This window comes from Bacillus subtilis subsp. subtilis str. 168 (assembly GCF_000009045.1).
In the GTDB taxonomy this organism is placed as follows: Bacteria; Bacillota; Bacilli; order Bacillales; family Bacillaceae; genus Bacillus; species Bacillus subtilis.
Genome location: NC_000964.3, coordinates 1277607 through 1293740 on the forward strand (window position 1 = coordinate 1277607; position 16134 = coordinate 1293740).

Sequence of the window (16134 nt, forward strand, 5' to 3'; positions counted from 1 at the left end):
AAATGCAGGTTAGGATGATAGAATTTACATATTACTGCAAGAAGTTAGACATACATCATTTTGATAGTGGGTGAAAACAATGGCGAAAAAAATGGCAAAAACAAATGCGGTTCGTCTGATAGAACAGCAGAACATCTCTTATGAGGTATTAGGGTATAAAACAGACGGCCAGCCGGTAGATGGCATCTCTGTTGCGGAAAAAATCGGTTATTCTTTGAAATATGTATATAAAACGTTGGTTGCAGCAGCAGGAACAAATCATTATTATGTCTTTGTTGTACCCGTTGCAGAAGAGTTAGATGTAAAAAAGGCAGCAAAGGTGACAGGGGAAAAGAAAATAGAAATGATTGCAATGAAGGAGCTGTTAGCGGTAACTGGCTATCTTCGCGGCGGCTGCTCGCCAATTGGCATGAAAAAATTGTTCCCGACCTATATTGATGCATCTGCAGAAACGCTTGATTTTATTATTGTCAGTGCAGGGAAAATCGGTATGCAGCTAAAGTTGGCGCCACAAGATTTAGCCAGATCATGTGATGCCGCATTTGCAGAAATTGTATAGATGCAGATATAGGGGAACGAAAAAGCTTAGTCATATCGATTAAGCTTTTTCCGCATCCCTTTCAAATATGATTTCAAAATAAGCAGCTGCCCCATACCCATCTATACTGGGAGCGAAAATCTGAACGAATCTCCAGCCTCTTTTCGCATAATCATGGATGATTTGCTGGTAGTCTTCTTTAGGCCTTCTTCTCATCGTACTCAGCTCAACTCTTACGAATTCATATTCTTTCATCGTTTGATCCCTCCTATTAAGGTATACGTAAAATGGAGCGAGAAGTTCCGAAAACCTAGGTTAAGGTCGGAAAGTATATTTCACTCACTAAACAAATCCATTTATGCCTGATGCCTGCATGCATCTGGGAAGAGTTAAGGGGCTATAAAAACGAATTTTACCGGGTCAGCAGTCCAAATGAATCTCTTGCTTATTGCATTTGACTGAGTATATAAGTAAAAAAAGAGCGGCCAGAACATATAAGAAGGAGATGATCATTAACGCACTCATAACAGGGTAGTGTTTAGCGGAGTAGATGAAAAAATCAAGCTGTGAAATTTGTTTGGGGCTGCTGACGGCATCAATTCCATTAAGCAGTTTTGAGAGTTTAGCAGTATAGTTCCAATCAAATCGATCTGAAACAAGCTCGCTTCCTTGATACCAATTAACAGCAGCTAAAAACAGAAATACCATAATAGAAAATCCAAGCTGAACAACTAAAAATATTCCCTTCACTTTTGTATGACCTCCAAATCTATGAATATGGGAAAATCAAACAATATATTACCACCGTATGGGTTATTCTTGCAATTTCACTTCCATACAACTCAAACGCAAGTCTATTTTTTTGTTTGTTTTTGGCTTATAATACCTGATGATGGAAAAAGAGTGCGGGTTTATAGATTAGAGAAACAAATGTATTTCTTAGCATTTTTTATTTGTGGAGAGAGTATAGAAGCATTCGATTAGATCTGCTTTTTCACAGAAACGGTTTTCATCTGTTTGCCTGAGCTTTACAATTGGCTGGCAAAAAAACAATGATTTCTTTCAATCAAAACATGCAACGATGCGACACATTTTATATCTTGATGACTTATTTCATTGCCTTTAAGTCATCCTATCGAGAAAGCGATGGTATTTTATGAACAAAGAAACCCTAAAAAACATACTCATGATTTTTTCAATATGCGCAACACTCCGAGAAACCGATGGTATGCGCATAGCTGATAGCTGGATTTTGAGTGAGATTATACGATTTTTGATTTGCATGGTTGTGTTTTTTGCCATGACATTTCTATTAGATGCTGTTTTTCCAAACAAAAAAGAGTCACATTAATGTGTGGCTCTTTTTGCATCATCTGATCAGAAACATCATAAATGAATCGATCATCATGATGAAGAACAGCAAGCAAAAATAAATAAGCGAGTAGACAAACATATCCTTTGCCCACTTCACGTCATCGTCTGTTTTGAATCCTTTGATGCTTTTTTTGATCCATATGCCTCCGAGAACCAAGGCGGCTAAGAAATAAAATGGGCTTATATGGCCGGTGCCGAGAGAGAAAGGAAATAATAGCGTGACCGGCACCAGGACGGCAATATATTGCATCATTTTTATTTTTGTTACATGATTGCCTTTGACTACTGGCAAGAGCGGAACGCCAGCAGCGCGATATTCCTCTTTGCGTCTTATCCCAATCGCCCAAAAATGCGGCGGCTGCCACAGAAACATAATCGTGTACAACAGCACTGCTGTCATACTGAAGTCACCGGTTACGGCACAATACCCCATCAATGGCGGCGCAGCTCCTGGGAAGCTCCCGACAAATGTGCTCCACACAGACGTTCGTTTCACCCATACCGTATAGATGATCGCATAAAAAATAAAGGCGGCCAGTCCGAGAAAGGCCGTTAATGGATTGAGGGAATAAAGCATGGCAAGACCTGCGATTCCTAAAACAGAGCCATATGTTAAGATCATGGCTGGCGGCATTTTCCCTGTGACCGAGGCCCTGCTGCGAGTTCGTGCCATTTTTGCGTCCATATGCCGATCAAAATAGTTGTTATAGACAGTGCCGGAAGCCATCACAAACGCGGTTCCCAACATTGCTGTTACCATTGTCATCAAAAAAGCCAAGCCGGTTAACGTTTTTTCTGCGCTTGCAAACGCGATCCAAAACCCGCCGAAGGCTGCTATCGAGTTTGATATGATAATGCCCGGCTTTGCAAGTTTGATAAAATCGTAAATGGTTACCCGGTTCGAAGCTTTTATGTATTTTGTTTCAGATATGGCTGCAGAATCTCTTGTATTCTCCAAAAATAGACGCCTCCCCCAAAACTGCATGCTTTTGTTATCGTAACAAGAGGGGGACAGAATCACAATTATTTCCCATATTTGTCATGATATTGTCATTTTTAAAACAAAAAAATGGGGAGCTGGACTGCCCCCATTTTGATATGTGGCGACTAGTAACCGTAACCTCCCCCATATCCTCCGCCATAACCTCCGCCGTAACCGTACCAAGGGTAGTAAGGCGGTCGCGGGCGCGGGTAGTAATAAGGCGGGCGCGGATAAAACGGGTAGAACGGATAATACGGTCTTGGATAATAATAAGGCGGATAAAATGGCGGTCTCGGACGCGGATAATAATAAGGCTGTCTTTCATCATAAGGGGTAATTTGTTCAAATGACTGTTCATTCAAAGGGTAATCCAAGAGGAAAACCTCCCTAGCTTTTTTTATTCCTTTTACCATATTCCTGATGCTTAAGTTGGGTGTATGTACATTCATGAAATTCGGTTTTTTTTATGATGAAATTCCTTAAAAAGGATTGACATGAACTTCTAAATCTCATAGTATTACAAATGTGAAATAAATGTTACTACAATGTTACAAAAACATTTCTAAATAGATACAGTTCCAACTGATGAAGAGTAAATCGAAATGGCTACGAAAGAAGGAGTTTTTGTTGTTGGCAAAAAGAATCAAATGGTTTCATGTATTAATAGCAGTTGTATGTGTGGTGGGCCTTATCGGCTTTTTCCATAATCATTCATTGAAAAAAGAAACGGTCATGAATAAAGTAAGAACTGATTCTCAATATGGGAATGTTGAGATCGCAACGCTTGTGAATGACGGGAAAACTTTTAATTACGCGGTAAACTATCCTGTTTTCAAAAATGAAAAAATGGATTCGGCATTAAAAAGATTCGCAGAAAAAGAGGTTCGTCAATTTCAAAAGGAAACAAAGGACGTTGACCAAGAGCATACGACAAAACGCAACGAATTAAATGTTGATTATAAAATTGTCCATTATGCCAAACAGACAGTGGCGATTGTATTTAATGAATATAAATACATCGGCGGGGCACACGGGCAAACCGTGAAAAAAACGTTTAACTATGATTTTAGTAAACAAGCGTTTCTTTCCATTGATGATATTTTCAAAGAGGACGCTGACTACTTACATAAGCTTTCGTTAATCGCTTATCACGAGCTGAAAAAGAATAAGGACATTGCCGCGGACGATGCACTGTTAAAGGAAGGGACGGCTCCGAAAAAAGAAAATTTCAGCCGCTTTGCCATCAAGGAGGATTATATCGAACTTTACTTTGACACATATCAGGTTGCAGCAGGCTATCTTGGAGAGCAATCGATTGCCATTAAGAAAAGTCTTTTGAAAGACATTCTGAAAGAACAATATATTGATAAAGCAAAAAATAAAAATAAAATCAAAGAACAAAAGCCGAAGCATGAAGTGATTTCTTTACCCAAAGAGGAAACAGTTGATCCAAATCAAAAAGTCATTGCGCTTACTTTCGACGACGGCCCGAATCCTGCGACAACAAATCAGATTCTAGACTCCTTGAAGAAATATAAGGGTCATGCCACGTTTTTTGTTTTGGGGAGCAGAGTTCAATATTATCCGGAAACGCTAATAAGAATGCTGAAAGAAGGAAATGAGGTTGGGAACCATTCATGGAGCCATCCGCTTCTCACAAGGCTTTCAGTGAAAGAAGCGTTAAAGCAGATCAATGATACGCAAGACATCATTGAAAAAATAAGCGGATATCGTCCGACGCTTGTAAGACCCCCATACGGCGGCATTAATGATGAACTGCGGAGTCAAATGAAAATGGATGTTGCGTTATGGGATGTTGACCCGGAAGATTGGAAAGACCGTAACAAAAAAACAATTGTTGACCGTGTCATGAATCAGGCGGGAGATGGAAGAACCATTTTGATTCACGATATTTACCGCACCTCTGCTGATGCGGCCGATGAAATTATAAAAAAGCTCACCGATCAAGGCTATCAATTGGTGACAGTTTCTCAGCTTGAAGAGGTTAAAAAACAAAGAGAAGCGAAATAAATTAGAAAAGGCTGTCCGTACGGACAGCCTTTTTTCTATTTAATAAGAGCCTGTGGTGGCCCAAACATTTAAGTTTGGTCCTGAATACTTGCCGAAAGCGTAAGAAGTCCTTGGATCTAAATCATATACCATCGGTGTATAGCAAGACTTTTGGCCGGCCACCGCTTTTCCATTGCCGCCTGCAGAATCACAATTATATCTTTTTCCGTCTGTGTTCCGGGTAATCTCCGCATTTGCTTCATAGCCAGACGTCAATGTATTATTCATCGTGATTTTTGCCCAAGCCGTTTTACATGTACTGCTGAATTTAAGCTCGACTACTCCGATGACTTGATTGCTGGCATTCACTAAGTTTGAGGATTTTTTTGTAGAGCCGCTGGACGCACAATCATTGTAATAAGGGCTTTTTCCATCGTAGGCATGGGTTTCCGCCTTGGCGGGTGCACCTTTGACGGCAAAAACAAATACTACTGCGAATAACACCAATGAAGCCTTCATAAACAGTCTTTTCAATTTATGACCTCCTTAATATGGCAAACAATAAATCATATGGAGGAACAATCAAAACATGCATGCTTTTTTGTGAACAATAAAGGCGGCCGGGAGGATGGAGTTCTTGGCCGCCTCTGGTATGAGGTTATGCTTTTACATCAATGGTTTGTCCGAGAGTTGGATGTTGAATCATCTTTAAGGTTTGATCGGCATTTTGCTGGGCGGTGTCCAGCCTTTTTTTCGTTAAAGCAATATTTACATTCTGGGCAAGGGATGCTTGATGCATCGCAACCGATAAAGCAGGAATATCCATGGTTCCACCTCCTATGCCTTACCTATCGGCGGGTTTGTATGATTTTACAGTGAAAAATGGCTTAATTTCTCTTGTTGACCCTTACGCTGCGGCATATCGTATGTTTTTGACAAGGAGGGAATCAGGATGAATCTAGTAATGGAAAAGACCTTTGAGCAATACGAAAAGCTGTTTTCAATGGAAGAACAGAAAAGAGAAGATGTATTTCGGTATACGATGATGAGGCCGTTTGAAAAGATGTGGACCGCCATCCAAGTTCCGCTGAAAGCGAAGGAGCCAAACGGCTATGATGTGATCATGGCTGCGAAAATGCTGGGCTATTTGGATGTCCGTGATGCTGAAAGCGGCCAGAAAGCACTACAAATACTGAAAGAATCACATGTTTCAGAGACAGCTGAATCTGCACTTCGGCAATGCATATTTTTTGCTGAGCGCGAACAGCTGCGGGTGAATGCAAAGGAGATCAAATTCGGCCTTTATATCGCTGATCCAAATAAGCTTCAGCTGCAAAAAGGCTACTGCGGGTTTGGCGGGATACCGGGCTTTATTCATGTATGGATTAATCCGAACAGTTATAACCTGCCAAGGATTCCTTCCATTATTGCTCATGAGTTTCATCATAATGTGCGGTTTTCGTATATAGATTTTCATCATGGCTCTGTAAGTGTCGGGGATTATCTTGTGATTGAAGGATTGGCGGAATCATTCGCCAGAGAGCTGTTTGGTACGGAACGATTGGGCCCTTGGGTAACTCGTTTTGATCATGAAGACTTGCAATATTCCATTGATGTGATTAATGAGGTGCTGGATGTGAAAGGATTTTCGGAAGTCAGCCGTTATATGTTTGGTGATCCAATTGCTAACGACCAAGGCTTTAAGCCTGCAGGTTTATCGGCTTTTGCGGGTTATGCAGTTGGCTATCATGCCGTTCAGTCATTTATGAATCAACATCATATCACGATAAGCGAGGCCACACGTTTGGATGCGAAGACCATTATTTCTCAATGCGGTCTGTTTTCTACATGAAAAAAGCGTCACATACAGCGGCGCTTTTTGATTCCCAAAACCAGCAGTTCTATGGCGGCACAGGCGGCAATTCCGATTGTATATGCTTCGATATCGCTCCATAAAAAACCGTACCCTAGTACAAGCCCGCCAAGAGAAGTATCTCTAATCTGGTCGATCCATTCGGCATGATAGAGCTGGCTGAATTCAATGACAAAACAGAAAGAAAGACTGATAATGCCCGTTATCATTGTCTTCAGCTTCCGAAATAGAAATCCGCATCCCGTGAAGATCATGGCGGCCCACAACGAGTCTCCCAGATAAGTATTGAGGGTATCAGGAAGAACACTGGAGAATGCTCTGGATCCAAGCCCCAGCCCAATGATCAGTATGGTGAAAACTGCATATATCCAACGATTTCGCTTCATTGCGAATTGATACCCCGTCTCTGCTTCATCTCCCTGTATTGTAAGGAATATAGCTTTTATTTGTCCACTAAAAAAGCGGCTGAATAGCCGCGTAGGGTGTTTATTTTGCTTTTAGGTTTACATGGTCGGCTGTCTGATCCGTGCCTATTACAAAATGGAGTTCATAGCGGCCTGTATCATATACATAATCGATTTCATCGGTAAACGGGACGGTTAACACCCGATTTACTGGTCCTAATTGCTTCTGCAGCACTTCCGGCGTAACTCCGCCTAAATTCAGCTGCCGTTCCACACCGGTTCCAAAGTAGCGGATTTCTGAAATTGTCATGTCTTTATGATAGGAAAATCCGTAGCCCGGCTGTCCCATATTCCAGTGATATAAATCAAATCGATTGTCTCCCCCGACTGGTCTTTCCGGTTCCCCAAACGCAGCGTGGACATCCCCTTTTGTGCTTTTGTTAATGGTAAGGCCTTGCGCCTGCTGAGGCATTTCCCCTTTATAGGCGGTGTTATAGAGGTTTTTGACAAGCTCAGCGGCTGATTGATTCGTGTTTTCTGAGAGTGTGTTTGTTTGAGCTGCGGCCTTTGCCGGTGCTGAAAAGGACGCAGCCCCAAAGCCGGTAAAACAGCTTGTTACTGCTGCTGCCGCGGTTATAGCAGACATTGTCTTTTTCATGTTAATCCCTCCTAATTGATCTACCATTCCGTTTCCCCGTGTTTTTGCAACGAAACATGTGAGTGCGCTTTGTATGTTTTATTGAGTTGTTGTAAGGGAACTGAAATAGGTAATTCGGTATATAAAGCAAGAAAGGGGAATGGAGATGGCTGGCAAGAAAACAATCACAATAAACGGCGTTGAAATGGAAGCGTCCGAGGAACAGACGGTGCTGCAGCTTTTGAATAACAGCTCGATTGAAGTGCCGCAAGTTTGCTATCATCCAAGCTTAGGGCCGATTGAGACATGTGATACGTGCATCGTCAGCATCAATGGTGAGCTGAAGAGGTCGTGCTCCGCTGAATTAAAGGATGGGGATGTCATTGATACGCTCTCACCTGACGTGAAAAAAGCGCAGGTCATCGGGATGGACAAGATTTTATATAATCATGAGCTTTATTGTACAGTTTGCGATTACAACAATGGGGGATGCGAAATACATAATACGGTGAAGGAAATGAAAATCAATCACCAAAGCATTCCGTTTGATCACAAGCCATACCATAAGGATGAATCCCATCCGTTTTATCGGTATGATCCAGATCAATGTATATTGTGCGGACGCTGTGTTGAGGCATGCCAAGACGTTCAGGTAACTGAAACGCTGACCATTGACTGGGAGCGGAAACGCCCGCGCGTCATTTGGGATAACGACGTGCCGATCAATGAGTCGTCATGTGTGTCATGCGGCCATTGTTCAACGGTCTGTCCGTGCAACGCGATGATGGAAAAAGGAATGGAAGGGGAAGCCGGATATTTAACAGGCATCAATAACGAAACGCTGCGACCGATGATCGAGATCACGAAAGGCGTAGAGACAGGCTACGGCTCGATTCTCGCGATTTCTGATATGGAATCGGCCATGCGTGATGAACGAATCAAAAAAACGAAAACCGTCTGCACGTATTGCGGCGTCGGCTGCAGCTTTGATGTCTGGACAAAGGGCAGAGACATTCTGAAAGTAGAGCCGCAGGAGGAAGCGCCTGCCAACGGCATTTCTACTTGTGTGAAAGGCAAGTTCGGCTGGGATTTCGTTAACAGCGAAGAACGCCTGACAAAGCCGCTGATCCGTGAAGGCGATCATTTCCGTGAAGCAGAGTGGGAGGAGGCGTTATTGCTGATCGCCAGCAAGTTCACTGAATTAAAAGAGGCGTTTGGCCCGGATTCTCTCGCTTTTATTACATCTTCTAAATGTACAAATGAAGAATCCTATCTTATGCAAAAGCTGGCCAGAGGGGTCATTGGCACAAATAATGTGGACAACTGCTCTCGCTATTGCCAATCTCCTGCGACTGCCGGCCTGTTCCGGACAGTCGGCTATGGCGGTGATTCAGGATCAATTACAGATATCGCGCAAGCGGACCTTGTTTTGATTATCGGTTCGAACACGTCTGAGTCGCATCCAGTCTTATCCACTCGGATTAAACGGGCTCATAAGCTGAGAGGGCAGAAAGTGATCGTCGCGGATATCAGAAAGCACGAAATGGCAGAGCGCTCAGATTTATTTGTCCAGCCGCGTGCCGGATCGGATATCGTCTGGCTGAATGCGATCGCCAAATATTTAATAGAAAACGGCAAGGCCGATGAACGATTTTTGAGAGAAAGAGTGAACGGACGGGATGAATATGTAAAAAGCCTCGCGCCGTACACACTTGAATATGCTGAGGAGAAAACCGGGATTGATCAAGAAACCCTTATCCAAATGGCAGAGATGATCGGGCAAGCTGACAGTGTGTGCGCATTGTGGGCGATGGGCGTGACACAGCATATTGGAGGAAGCGACACGAGCACGGCGATCTCTAATCTGCTGCTTGTGACAGGAAACTACGGAAAACCGGGAGCAGGTTCTTACCCATTGCGCGGCCATAACAACGTGCAGGGAGCAAGTGACTTTGGGAGTATGCCTGACAGACTACCGGGCTATGAAAAAGTGACGGACGAACAAGTCCGCCAAAAATACGAGCGTGTGTGGGGTGTGCCGCTGCCGAAGGAGCCGGGTATGACCAACCACGAAATGATTGAAAAAATCCATTCCGGACAGTTGAAAGCGATGTATGTAAAAGGTGAAGAAATGGGCCTTGTCGACTCCAATATCAATCATGTACACGCTGCATATGAAAAGCTTGATTTCTTTGTGGTGCAGGACATTTTCCTTTCACGTACAGCGGAGTTTGCTGATGTGGTTCTTCCTGCGAGCCCGAGCCTTGAAAAAGAAGGAACGTTTACAAACACAGAACGCCGGATTCAGCGTTTGTATCAGGTATTTGAACCGCTGGGTGAATCAAAGCCGGATTGGCAGATTATTATGGAGGTTGCCAATAAGCTTGGCGCCGGCTGGCTCTATGAGCATCCTGCAGACATTATGGAGGAAGCAGCCAAGCTGTCGCCGATTTATGCCGGTGTCACCTATGAACGTCTTGAGGGCTATAATTCCCTGCAATGGCCTGTAAACGCTGATGGAAAGGATTCGCCTTTACTCTTTACAGAGCGCTTCCCTTTCCCAGACGGCAAGGCCATTCTCTACCCTGTCCAGTGGACAGAGCCTAAGGAATTCGGTGAGGAATATGATATCCATGTCAACAATGGGCGGCTCTTGGAGCACTTCCACGAAGGGAACCTGACTTACAAATCAAAAGGGATTTCGGAGAAAACACCGGAAGTGTTCTTAGAAATTTCTCCTGAGCTTGCGGCAGAACGAGGGATTCAGGACGGAACCCTCGTCAGACTCACATCGCCTTTCGGAAATGTCAAAGTGAAGTGCCTGATTACTGATCGAGTCAAAGGGAAGGAAGTATATCTGCCAATGAACGATTCAGGGGAAGCGGCGATCAACCTGTTAACAGGCAGCCATGCCGATAAGGATACCGATACGCCTGCTTACAAAGAAACATCGGCCAAGATGGAAATTTTGAAGCACGACGGAATCAGCCCGCTGCCTAAGATCAACCACCGCAACGGCAATCCGCAGCCGCAAATCGGTGTGCAGGTTCATAAGAAATGGGCGCGGAAGGATTATATTTTCCCTGGTGACGCTGTGAAAAGGGGGATGGGCCATAATGGCTAAAGCGATTAAACGAATCCAAAAAATCGAGGTAACAGAAGAGGATCAGCGAAAGCGTGATTTGCGGGAAATTGAAGATGCTCTAATTGACCACAAAGAAGCGATTCTCGAAACATTGCATATGCTGGGCCATATGAACGAGCGCGGGGTCCTGCCGTTGCTCCGCGGCCTTTTTGGTCAAGGGGATAAAGTTCTTGATATCCTGGTGAAAAAGGCAGATACAGAGGAAACAGCCAATACGCTGAAAAATCTGCTTCTTCTGTTTGGAACACTCGGCATGCTGGACGTGAAGCAGCTGGAGCCTCTCATTTTGAAAGTGAATGCGGGTGTGGCAAGCGCTGTAGAGCAGAAAAACAGTGAAGAAAAGACAGGTTATTTTGATATTATCCGCTCGCTAAAAGACCCGGAAATCAACAAATCAATTACACTGCTCTTTTCCTTTTTAAAAGGAATGGGACAAGATACAAAGGAGCTGGAACGCACGACGCAGCCTCCGGAACACCAAAAACATCATCAGGAACCCCGAGAGAAAAGAGGAATGAATAAGCGAGATTGACCTCCCACCCGAGCGGCTTCAGCCAGCTCGGGTTTTTTGATGAAAAGGTCTAATGGACTAGTAAAAAATATTCAAATACTAGGAAGAAGTAAGATTGTGATGAATGAGATAGAAATAATCGTTACTTTCTTACCTGTTAAGAAAAGGGAAAATCTGATTATAATAGAAATCGATTACTTTAGATGGGGGAACAATCATGAAAAAAGTCTTATTACTATTATTTGTCTTGACGATCGGGTTAGCGCTTTCTGCGTGCAGCCAATCGAGCGATGCGTCAGAGAAGGAAAAACCGAAAGAGAAAAAATCGCAAGAAGAGCTTGAAAAGGAACTTGATAAGGAATTGAAAAAAGGCGGTGAGCCGAAGACCAAAAAAGATGATCAAATACATAAAATAGGAGAAACATTTAAAGCAGGACATACGAATTTTACAGTGAATAAAGTTGATAGAGTGCAAAAAGGTGAATATATGAATGTTGGCGGAGCTGTAAATGAGGAGACAAAAACAATAAAAGATGATGAGGAACGGCTTATTATAGAAGTTACGATGGAAAATATAGGGGAAGATTCAATAAGCTACAATTTTATCGGGTTTGATTTAAGAGATAAGAATGATCAATCAGTGCGGCCTGTTTTTTCTATAGAAGAGAAGGGCAGAATCCTTATGGGAGGAACACTAGTATCGGGGAAAAAGGTTACAGGTGTACTCAGTTATGTCATCCCTAAAGGAGAACAGAAACATTACACACTGGTATATAATCCGTTTTTAGCTGATACAAATAGCAGTAATACAGAAGAGAGAGTAAAGGACGATATTGATTACTTGGTGAAGTTAGATTAGATGCTAATTTACAGTTGCACGTTTTTCATCTGTGGAAAACGTGCATTTTTTATAGCGAAACTTGACTTGAAAGGATGAGTGATAAAAGTGCAAACCAAATGGCTGGAACGGGCACAGCGGATTCGGGCGATCGCCCAAGCGGGGCTTGCTTTTTCCAAGGATGTGTACGACAGGGAGAGGTACGAAGAGCTAATGAAGCTTAGCGCGGAAATGATGGCGGATTACTCGGAGAAGGACATTGAAGTTATCACTGATTTATGGCAAGGCGAGAAGGGCTATCCAACACCGAAAGCGGATGTTCGCGGCGCTGTATTCAGAGAGAATCAGATTTTGCTTGTCCGGGAGAAGCATGATGAGCTGTGGTCGCTGCCGGGCGGATTTTGCGAGATTGGTTTATCGCCGGCTGAAAACGTTGTCAAGGAAATCAAAGAAGAGTCGGGGTACGATACAGAGCCGTCTCGATTGCTGGCCGTGCTAGACAGCCATAAACACTCTCATCCCCCTCAGCCTTATCACTATTATAAAATCTTCATCGCATGCAGCATGACGGACGGGCAGGGGGAAACAGGGATCGAGACGAATCATGCCGCTTTTTTTCCGGAAGACAGACTCCCGCCGCTTTCTCCTAAACGAAACACACCCTCACAGCTTAGCATGCTGTTTGACTTTTTGCGCCATCCGGACAAGAAAACGATATTTGACTAAAAAAGAAAGAGCCTGTGGGCTCTTTCTTTTTTATAATGTAATGTGTTTTTCGTTGGCGAGTTTCAGAAGGGTCAAAATAGAATCGGCTTGTTTATGGCCGAGTTTTTGCTTTAATTTGTTTTCTTCAACTAATCGGCTGCCATAAATTTTGACGGAGGCTTTGTCGACGACAGTATGCCAGTTTTCCTGTTTTTTTCCCTCAACAAGCGGTTTTTCATGTCTCTCAGAAAAAGAGAACACAAAGAGTACGAATGCAAGTGAAAGTAGGATTCCGACAACTTGTTTTTTGTAATCAGTCTGTGCTGCCACGTTGTTCTCTCCTTCACCTTTTACCTTCTATTTAATCATAGAACCAAATTATTTTACATAATGGGAAAGTCATTTTTGGAGTTAGTGCATTTGGTTGAAAACAGAGACGTTTTTTGAGCGGAGCGGTGCAATTGAATCCATATTGGATTTGCGTGCTTATGCCTAAGGTCACGTTGTGAGCCAAAACAGCAGTGCAGAATAGAAAAAAATTGAAAGATTATGGTAAGATGAACGAAATTCGAGGGGGAATATATGATGCCTGCATCGAACATCGTGATCGCCTGCCTGCTGTTATCAATTTAATTATTTGTGGTAGTCCCTCTCTTTTTCGAAAGCGGGAGGTGAAGTGGAACATTAATTGCTGAATTCTTTCAAGGGGAGTGACCGTACATGAATGTGTTAAACCGCCGGCAAGCCTTGCAGCGAGCGCTGCTCAATGGGAAAAACAAACAGGATGCGTATCATCCGTTTCCATGGTATGAATCGATGAGAAAGGATGCGCCTGTTTCCTTTGATGAAGAAAACCAAGTGTGGAGCGTTTTTCTTTATGATGATGTCAAAAAAGTTGTTGGGGATAAAGAGTTGTTTTCCAGTTGCATGCCGCAGCAGACAAGCTCTATTGGAAATTCCATCATTAACATGGACCCGCCGAAGCATACAAAAATCCGTTCAGTCGTGAACAAAGCCTTTACTCCGCGCGTGATGAAGCAATGGGAACCGAGAATTCAAGAAATCACAGATGAACTGATTCAAAAATTTCAGGGGCGCAGTGAGTTTGACCTTGTTCACGATTTTTCATACCCGCTTCCGGTTATTGTGATATCTGAGCTGCTGGGAGTGCCTTCAGCGCATATGGAACAGTTTAAAGCATGGTCTGATCTTCTGGTCAGTACACCGAAGGATAAAAGTGAAGAAGCTGAAAAAGCCTTTTTGGAAGAACGAGATAAGTGTGAGGAAGAACTGGCCGCGTTTTTTGCCGGCATCATAGAAGAAAAGCGAAACAAACCGGAACAGGATATTATTTCTATTTTAGTGGAAGCGGAAGAAACAGGCGAGAAGCTGTCCGGTGAAGAGCTGATTCCGTTTTGCACGCTGCTGCTGGTGGCCGGAAATGAAACCACTACAAACCTGATTTCAAATGCGATGTACAGCATATTAGAAACGCCAGGCGTTTACGAGGAACTGCGCAGCCATCCTGAACTGATGCCTCAGGCAGTGGAGGAAGCCTTGCGTTTCAGAGCGCCGGCCCCGGTTTTGAGGCGCATTGCCAAGCGGGATACGGAGATCGGGGGGCACCTGATTAAAGAAGGTGATATGGTTTTGGCGTTTGTGGCATCGGCAAATCGTGATGAAGCAAAGTTTGACAGACCGCACATGTTTGATATCCGCCGCCATCCCAATCCGCATATTGCGTTTGGCCACGGCATCCATTTTTGCCTTGGGGCCCCGCTTGCCCGTCTTGAAGCAAATATCGCGTTAACGTCTTTGATTTCTGCTTTTCCTCATATGGAGTGCGTCAGTATCACTCCGATTGAAAACAGTGTGATATACGGATTAAAGAGCTTCCGTGTGAAAATGTAATAGATAAGGAGACTGGAGATTCATGAAAAAGTACCATATTTCGATGATCAATATCCCGGCGTACGGACATGTCAATCCTACGCTTGCTTTAGTAGAGAAGCTTTGTGAGAAAGGGCACCGTGTCACGTACGCGACGACTGAGGAGTTTGCGCCCGCTGTTCAGCAAGCCGGTGGAGAAGCATTGATCTATCATACATCCTTGAATATTGATCCTAAGCAAATCAGGGAGATGATGGAAAAGAATGACGCGCCCCTCAGCCTTTTGAAAGAATCACTCAGCATTCTGCCGCAGCTTGAGGAGTTATATAAGGATGATCAGCCTGATCTGATCATCTATGACTTTGTTGCGCTGGCTGGTAAATTGTTTGCTGAAAAGCTTAATGTTCCGGTCATTAAGCTCTGTTCGTCATATGCCCAAAATGAATCCTTTCAGTTAGGAAATGAAGACATGCTGAAAAAAATAAGAGAAGCAGAGGCTGAATTTAAAGCCTACTTGGAGCAAGAGAAGTTGCCGGCTGTTTCATTTGAACAGTTAGCTGTGCCGGAAGCATTAAATATTGTCTTTATGCCGAAGTCTTTTCAGATTCAGCATGAGACGTTCGATGACCGTTTCTGTTTTGTCGGCCCCTCTCTCGGAGAACGGAAGGAAAAAGAAAGCCTGTTGATTGACAAGGATGATCGCCCGCTTATGCTGATTTCTTTGGGTACGGCGTTTAACGCATGGCCGGAATTTTACAAGATGTGCATCAAGGCATTTCGGGATTCTTCATGGCAAGTGATCATGTCGGTTGGGAAAACGATTGATCCAGAAAGCTTGGAGGATATTCCTGCTAACTTTACCATTCGCCAAAGTGTGCCGCAGCTTGAGGTGTTAGAGAAAGCTGATTTGTTCATCTCTCATGGCGGGATGAACAGTACGATGGAAGCGATGAACGCAGGTGTGCCGCTTGTCGTCATTCCGCAAATGTATGAGCAGGAGCTCACTGCAAATCGGGTTGATGAATTAGGCCTTGGCGTTTATTTGCCGAAAGAGGAAGTGACTGTTTCCAGCCTGCAGGAAGCGGTTCAGGCTGTATCCAGTGATCAAGAGCTGCTCAGCCGCGTCAAGAATATGCAAAAGGATGTAAAAGAAGCTGGCGGAGCGGAGCGTGCGGCAGCTGAGATTGAAGCGTTTATGAAAAAATCCGCTGTCCCGCAGTAAAAACA

General features: G+C 43.7%; 18 protein-coding genes. 9 read left to right on the top strand and 9 right to left on the bottom strand.

Features of this window, described 5'->3' with window-relative positions; genetic code table 11:
* Positions 1-79: 79 nt before the first annotated feature.
* Positions 80-559 carry a cys-tRNApro deacetylase; tRNA editing gene (trnE, locus tag BSU_12060; RefSeq protein ID NP_389088.1) on the top strand — a complete coding sequence of 160 codons (480 nt, stop codon included), beginning with the start codon at positions 80-82 and terminating at the stop codon, positions 557-559.
* A 39-nt stretch (positions 560-598) separates the two neighbouring features.
* On the opposite strand, the gene yjzH is transcribed toward trnE, so the two are convergent.
* The 4 genes from yjzH to cotT all read right to left on the bottom strand — a co-directional run bounded on the left by yjzH (position 599) and on the right by cotT (position 3268).
* On the bottom strand, positions 599-793 hold the full coding sequence (gene yjzH, locus BSU_12069; RefSeq protein YP_003097709.1) for a hypothetical protein: 195 nt from the start codon (positions 791-793) through the stop codon (positions 599-601).
* A 165-nt stretch (positions 794-958) separates the two neighbouring features.
* A complete protein-coding gene (yjdJ, locus tag BSU_12070) occupies positions 959-1288 on the bottom strand; it encodes a hypothetical protein (protein NP_389089.1) in 330 nt (109 codons plus the stop codon).
* Between the two features lie 619 nt (positions 1289-1907).
* Entirely contained in the window at positions 1908-2897 is a 990-nt protein-coding gene (gene ctaO / locus BSU_12080) for a minor protoheme IX farnesyltransferase 1 (heme O synthase) (protein ID NP_389090.2), read from the bottom strand.
* 122 nt (positions 2898-3019) lie between these two features.
* The gene (gene cotT, locus BSU_12090) at positions 3020-3268 is read right to left on the bottom strand and encodes a spore coat protein (inner coat) (RefSeq protein NP_389091.2); all 249 of its coding nucleotides are present in this window, start codon (positions 3266-3268) and stop codon (positions 3020-3022) included.
* A 253-nt stretch (positions 3269-3521) separates the two neighbouring features.
* Between cotT and pdaC the strand changes: the two genes are divergently transcribed.
* Positions 3522-4925 carry an N-acetylmuramic acid deacetylase gene (gene pdaC, locus BSU_12100; RefSeq protein ID NP_389092.1) on the top strand — a complete coding sequence of 468 codons (1404 nt, stop codon included), beginning with the start codon at positions 3522-3524 and terminating at the stop codon, positions 4923-4925.
* Between the two features lie 39 nt (positions 4926-4964).
* Here the strand turns inward: pdaC and yjfA are convergent, their stop codons facing one another.
* Together yjfA and yjfB are read right to left on the bottom strand one after the other, a co-directional pair.
* The gene (yjfA, locus tag BSU_12110) at positions 4965-5438 is read right to left on the bottom strand and encodes a hypothetical protein (RefSeq protein NP_389093.1); all 474 of its coding nucleotides are present in this window, start codon (positions 5436-5438) and stop codon (positions 4965-4967) included.
* Positions 5439-5562: 124 nt separating this feature from the next.
* Positions 5563-5730, bottom strand: coding sequence for a hypothetical protein (gene yjfB / locus BSU_12120; RefSeq protein NP_389094.1), 168 nt, complete (start codon positions 5728-5730; stop codon positions 5563-5565).
* 126 nt (positions 5731-5856) lie between these two features.
* Here yjfB and yjfC point away from each other — a divergent pair, with 126 nt between their 5' ends.
* Positions 5857-6756, top strand: a complete 900-nt coding sequence (gene yjfC, locus BSU_12130) for a hypothetical protein (RefSeq protein ID NP_389095.2) — start codon at positions 5857-5859, stop codon at positions 6754-6756.
* An 8-nt stretch (positions 6757-6764) separates the two neighbouring features.
* Here yjfC and yjgA read toward each other — a convergent pair whose 3' ends face one another.
* Both yjgA and yjgB read right to left on the bottom strand, forming a co-directional pair.
* The gene (gene yjgA / locus BSU_12140; protein NP_389096.1) at positions 6765-7163 is read right to left on the bottom strand and encodes a hypothetical protein; all 399 of its coding nucleotides are present in this window, start codon (positions 7161-7163) and stop codon (positions 6765-6767) included.
* Positions 7164-7263: 100 nt separating this feature from the next.
* Complete coding sequence (gene yjgB, locus BSU_12150) at positions 7264-7839, bottom strand: hypothetical protein (protein NP_389097.1); 576 nt, start codon at positions 7837-7839, stop codon at positions 7264-7266.
* A gap of 145 nt (positions 7840-7984) precedes the next feature.
* Here yjgB and yjgC point away from each other — a divergent pair, with 145 nt between their 5' ends.
* From yjgC to yjhB, 4 genes are all read left to right on the top strand, one after another.
* Positions 7985-10942: a putative molybdoenzyme; putative formate dehydrogenase gene (gene yjgC / locus BSU_12160; protein ID NP_389098.1), complete on the top strand. Its 2958-nt coding sequence runs from the start codon at positions 7985-7987 to the stop codon at positions 10940-10942.
* Positions 10935-11495, top strand: a complete 561-nt coding sequence (gene yjgD / locus BSU_12170) for a hypothetical protein (RefSeq protein NP_389099.1) — start codon at positions 10935-10937, stop codon at positions 11493-11495. Before yjgC ends, yjgD begins: the two co-directional genes overlap by 8 nt.
* Positions 11496-11691: 196 nt before the next feature.
* Entirely contained in the window at positions 11692-12333 is a 642-nt protein-coding gene (gene yjhA / locus BSU_12180) for a putative lipoprotein (RefSeq protein NP_389100.1), read from the top strand.
* 78 nt (positions 12334-12411) lie between these two features.
* Entirely contained in the window at positions 12412-13038 is a 627-nt protein-coding gene (yjhB, locus tag BSU_12190) for a putative ADP-ribose pyrophosphatase (RefSeq protein ID NP_389101.2), read from the top strand.
* Positions 13039-13068: 30 nt separating this feature from the next.
* On the opposite strand, the gene yjiA is transcribed toward yjhB, so the two are convergent.
* The gene (yjiA, locus tag BSU_12200; RefSeq protein NP_389102.1) at positions 13069-13347 is read right to left on the bottom strand and encodes a hypothetical protein; all 279 of its coding nucleotides are present in this window, start codon (positions 13345-13347) and stop codon (positions 13069-13071) included.
* 390 nt (positions 13348-13737) lie between these two features.
* Between yjiA and cypE the strand changes: the two genes are divergently transcribed.
* Together cypE and ppuG are read left to right on the top strand one after the other, a co-directional pair.
* Positions 13738-14928, top strand: a complete 1191-nt coding sequence (gene cypE, locus BSU_12210) for a cytochrome P450 CYP109B1, monooxygenase (RefSeq protein ID NP_389103.1) — start codon at positions 13738-13740, stop codon at positions 14926-14928.
* 22 nt (positions 14929-14950) lie between these two features.
* Positions 14951-16129 (top strand): polyphenols TDP-rhamnosyltransferase, promiscuous, encoded by a 1179-nt coding sequence (ppuG, locus tag BSU_12220; RefSeq protein NP_389104.1) that lies wholly within the window; start codon positions 14951-14953, stop codon positions 16127-16129.
* Positions 16130-16134 lie beyond the last annotated feature (5 nt).

Coding starts and splice junctions, on each gene's coding strand:
- yjzH (YP_003097709.1), bottom strand. CDS start 793: ATGAAAGAATATGAATTCGTAAGAGTTGAGCTGAGTACGATGAGAAGA.
- yjfB (NP_389094.1), bottom strand. CDS start 5,730: ATGGATATTCCTGCTTTATCGGTTGCGATGCATCAAGCATCCCTTGCC.
- ctaO (NP_389090.2), bottom strand. CDS start 2,897: ATGCAGTTTTGGGGGAGGCGTCTATTTTTGGAGAATACAAGAGATTCT.
- yjgA (NP_389096.1), bottom strand. CDS start 7,163: ATGAAGCGAAATCGTTGGATATATGCAGTTTTCACCATACTGATCATT.
- yjgC (NP_389098.1), top strand. CDS start 7,985: ATGGCTGGCAAGAAAACAATCACAATAAACGGCGTTGAAATGGAAGCG.
- yjgB (NP_389097.1), bottom strand. CDS start 7,839: ATGAAAAAGACAATGTCTGCTATAACCGCGGCAGCAGCAGTAACAAGC.
- ppuG (NP_389104.1), top strand. CDS start 14,951: ATGAAAAAGTACCATATTTCGATGATCAATATCCCGGCGTACGGACAT.
- cypE (NP_389103.1), top strand. CDS start 13,738: ATGAATGTGTTAAACCGCCGGCAAGCCTTGCAGCGAGCGCTGCTCAAT.
- yjhA (NP_389100.1), top strand. CDS start 11,692: ATGAAAAAAGTCTTATTACTATTATTTGTCTTGACGATCGGGTTAGCG.
- yjgD (NP_389099.1), top strand. CDS start 10,935: ATGGCTAAAGCGATTAAACGAATCCAAAAAATCGAGGTAACAGAAGAG.
- yjfC (NP_389095.2), top strand. CDS start 5,857: ATGAATCTAGTAATGGAAAAGACCTTTGAGCAATACGAAAAGCTGTTT.
- trnE (NP_389088.1), top strand. CDS start 80: ATGGCGAAAAAAATGGCAAAAACAAATGCGGTTCGTCTGATAGAACAG.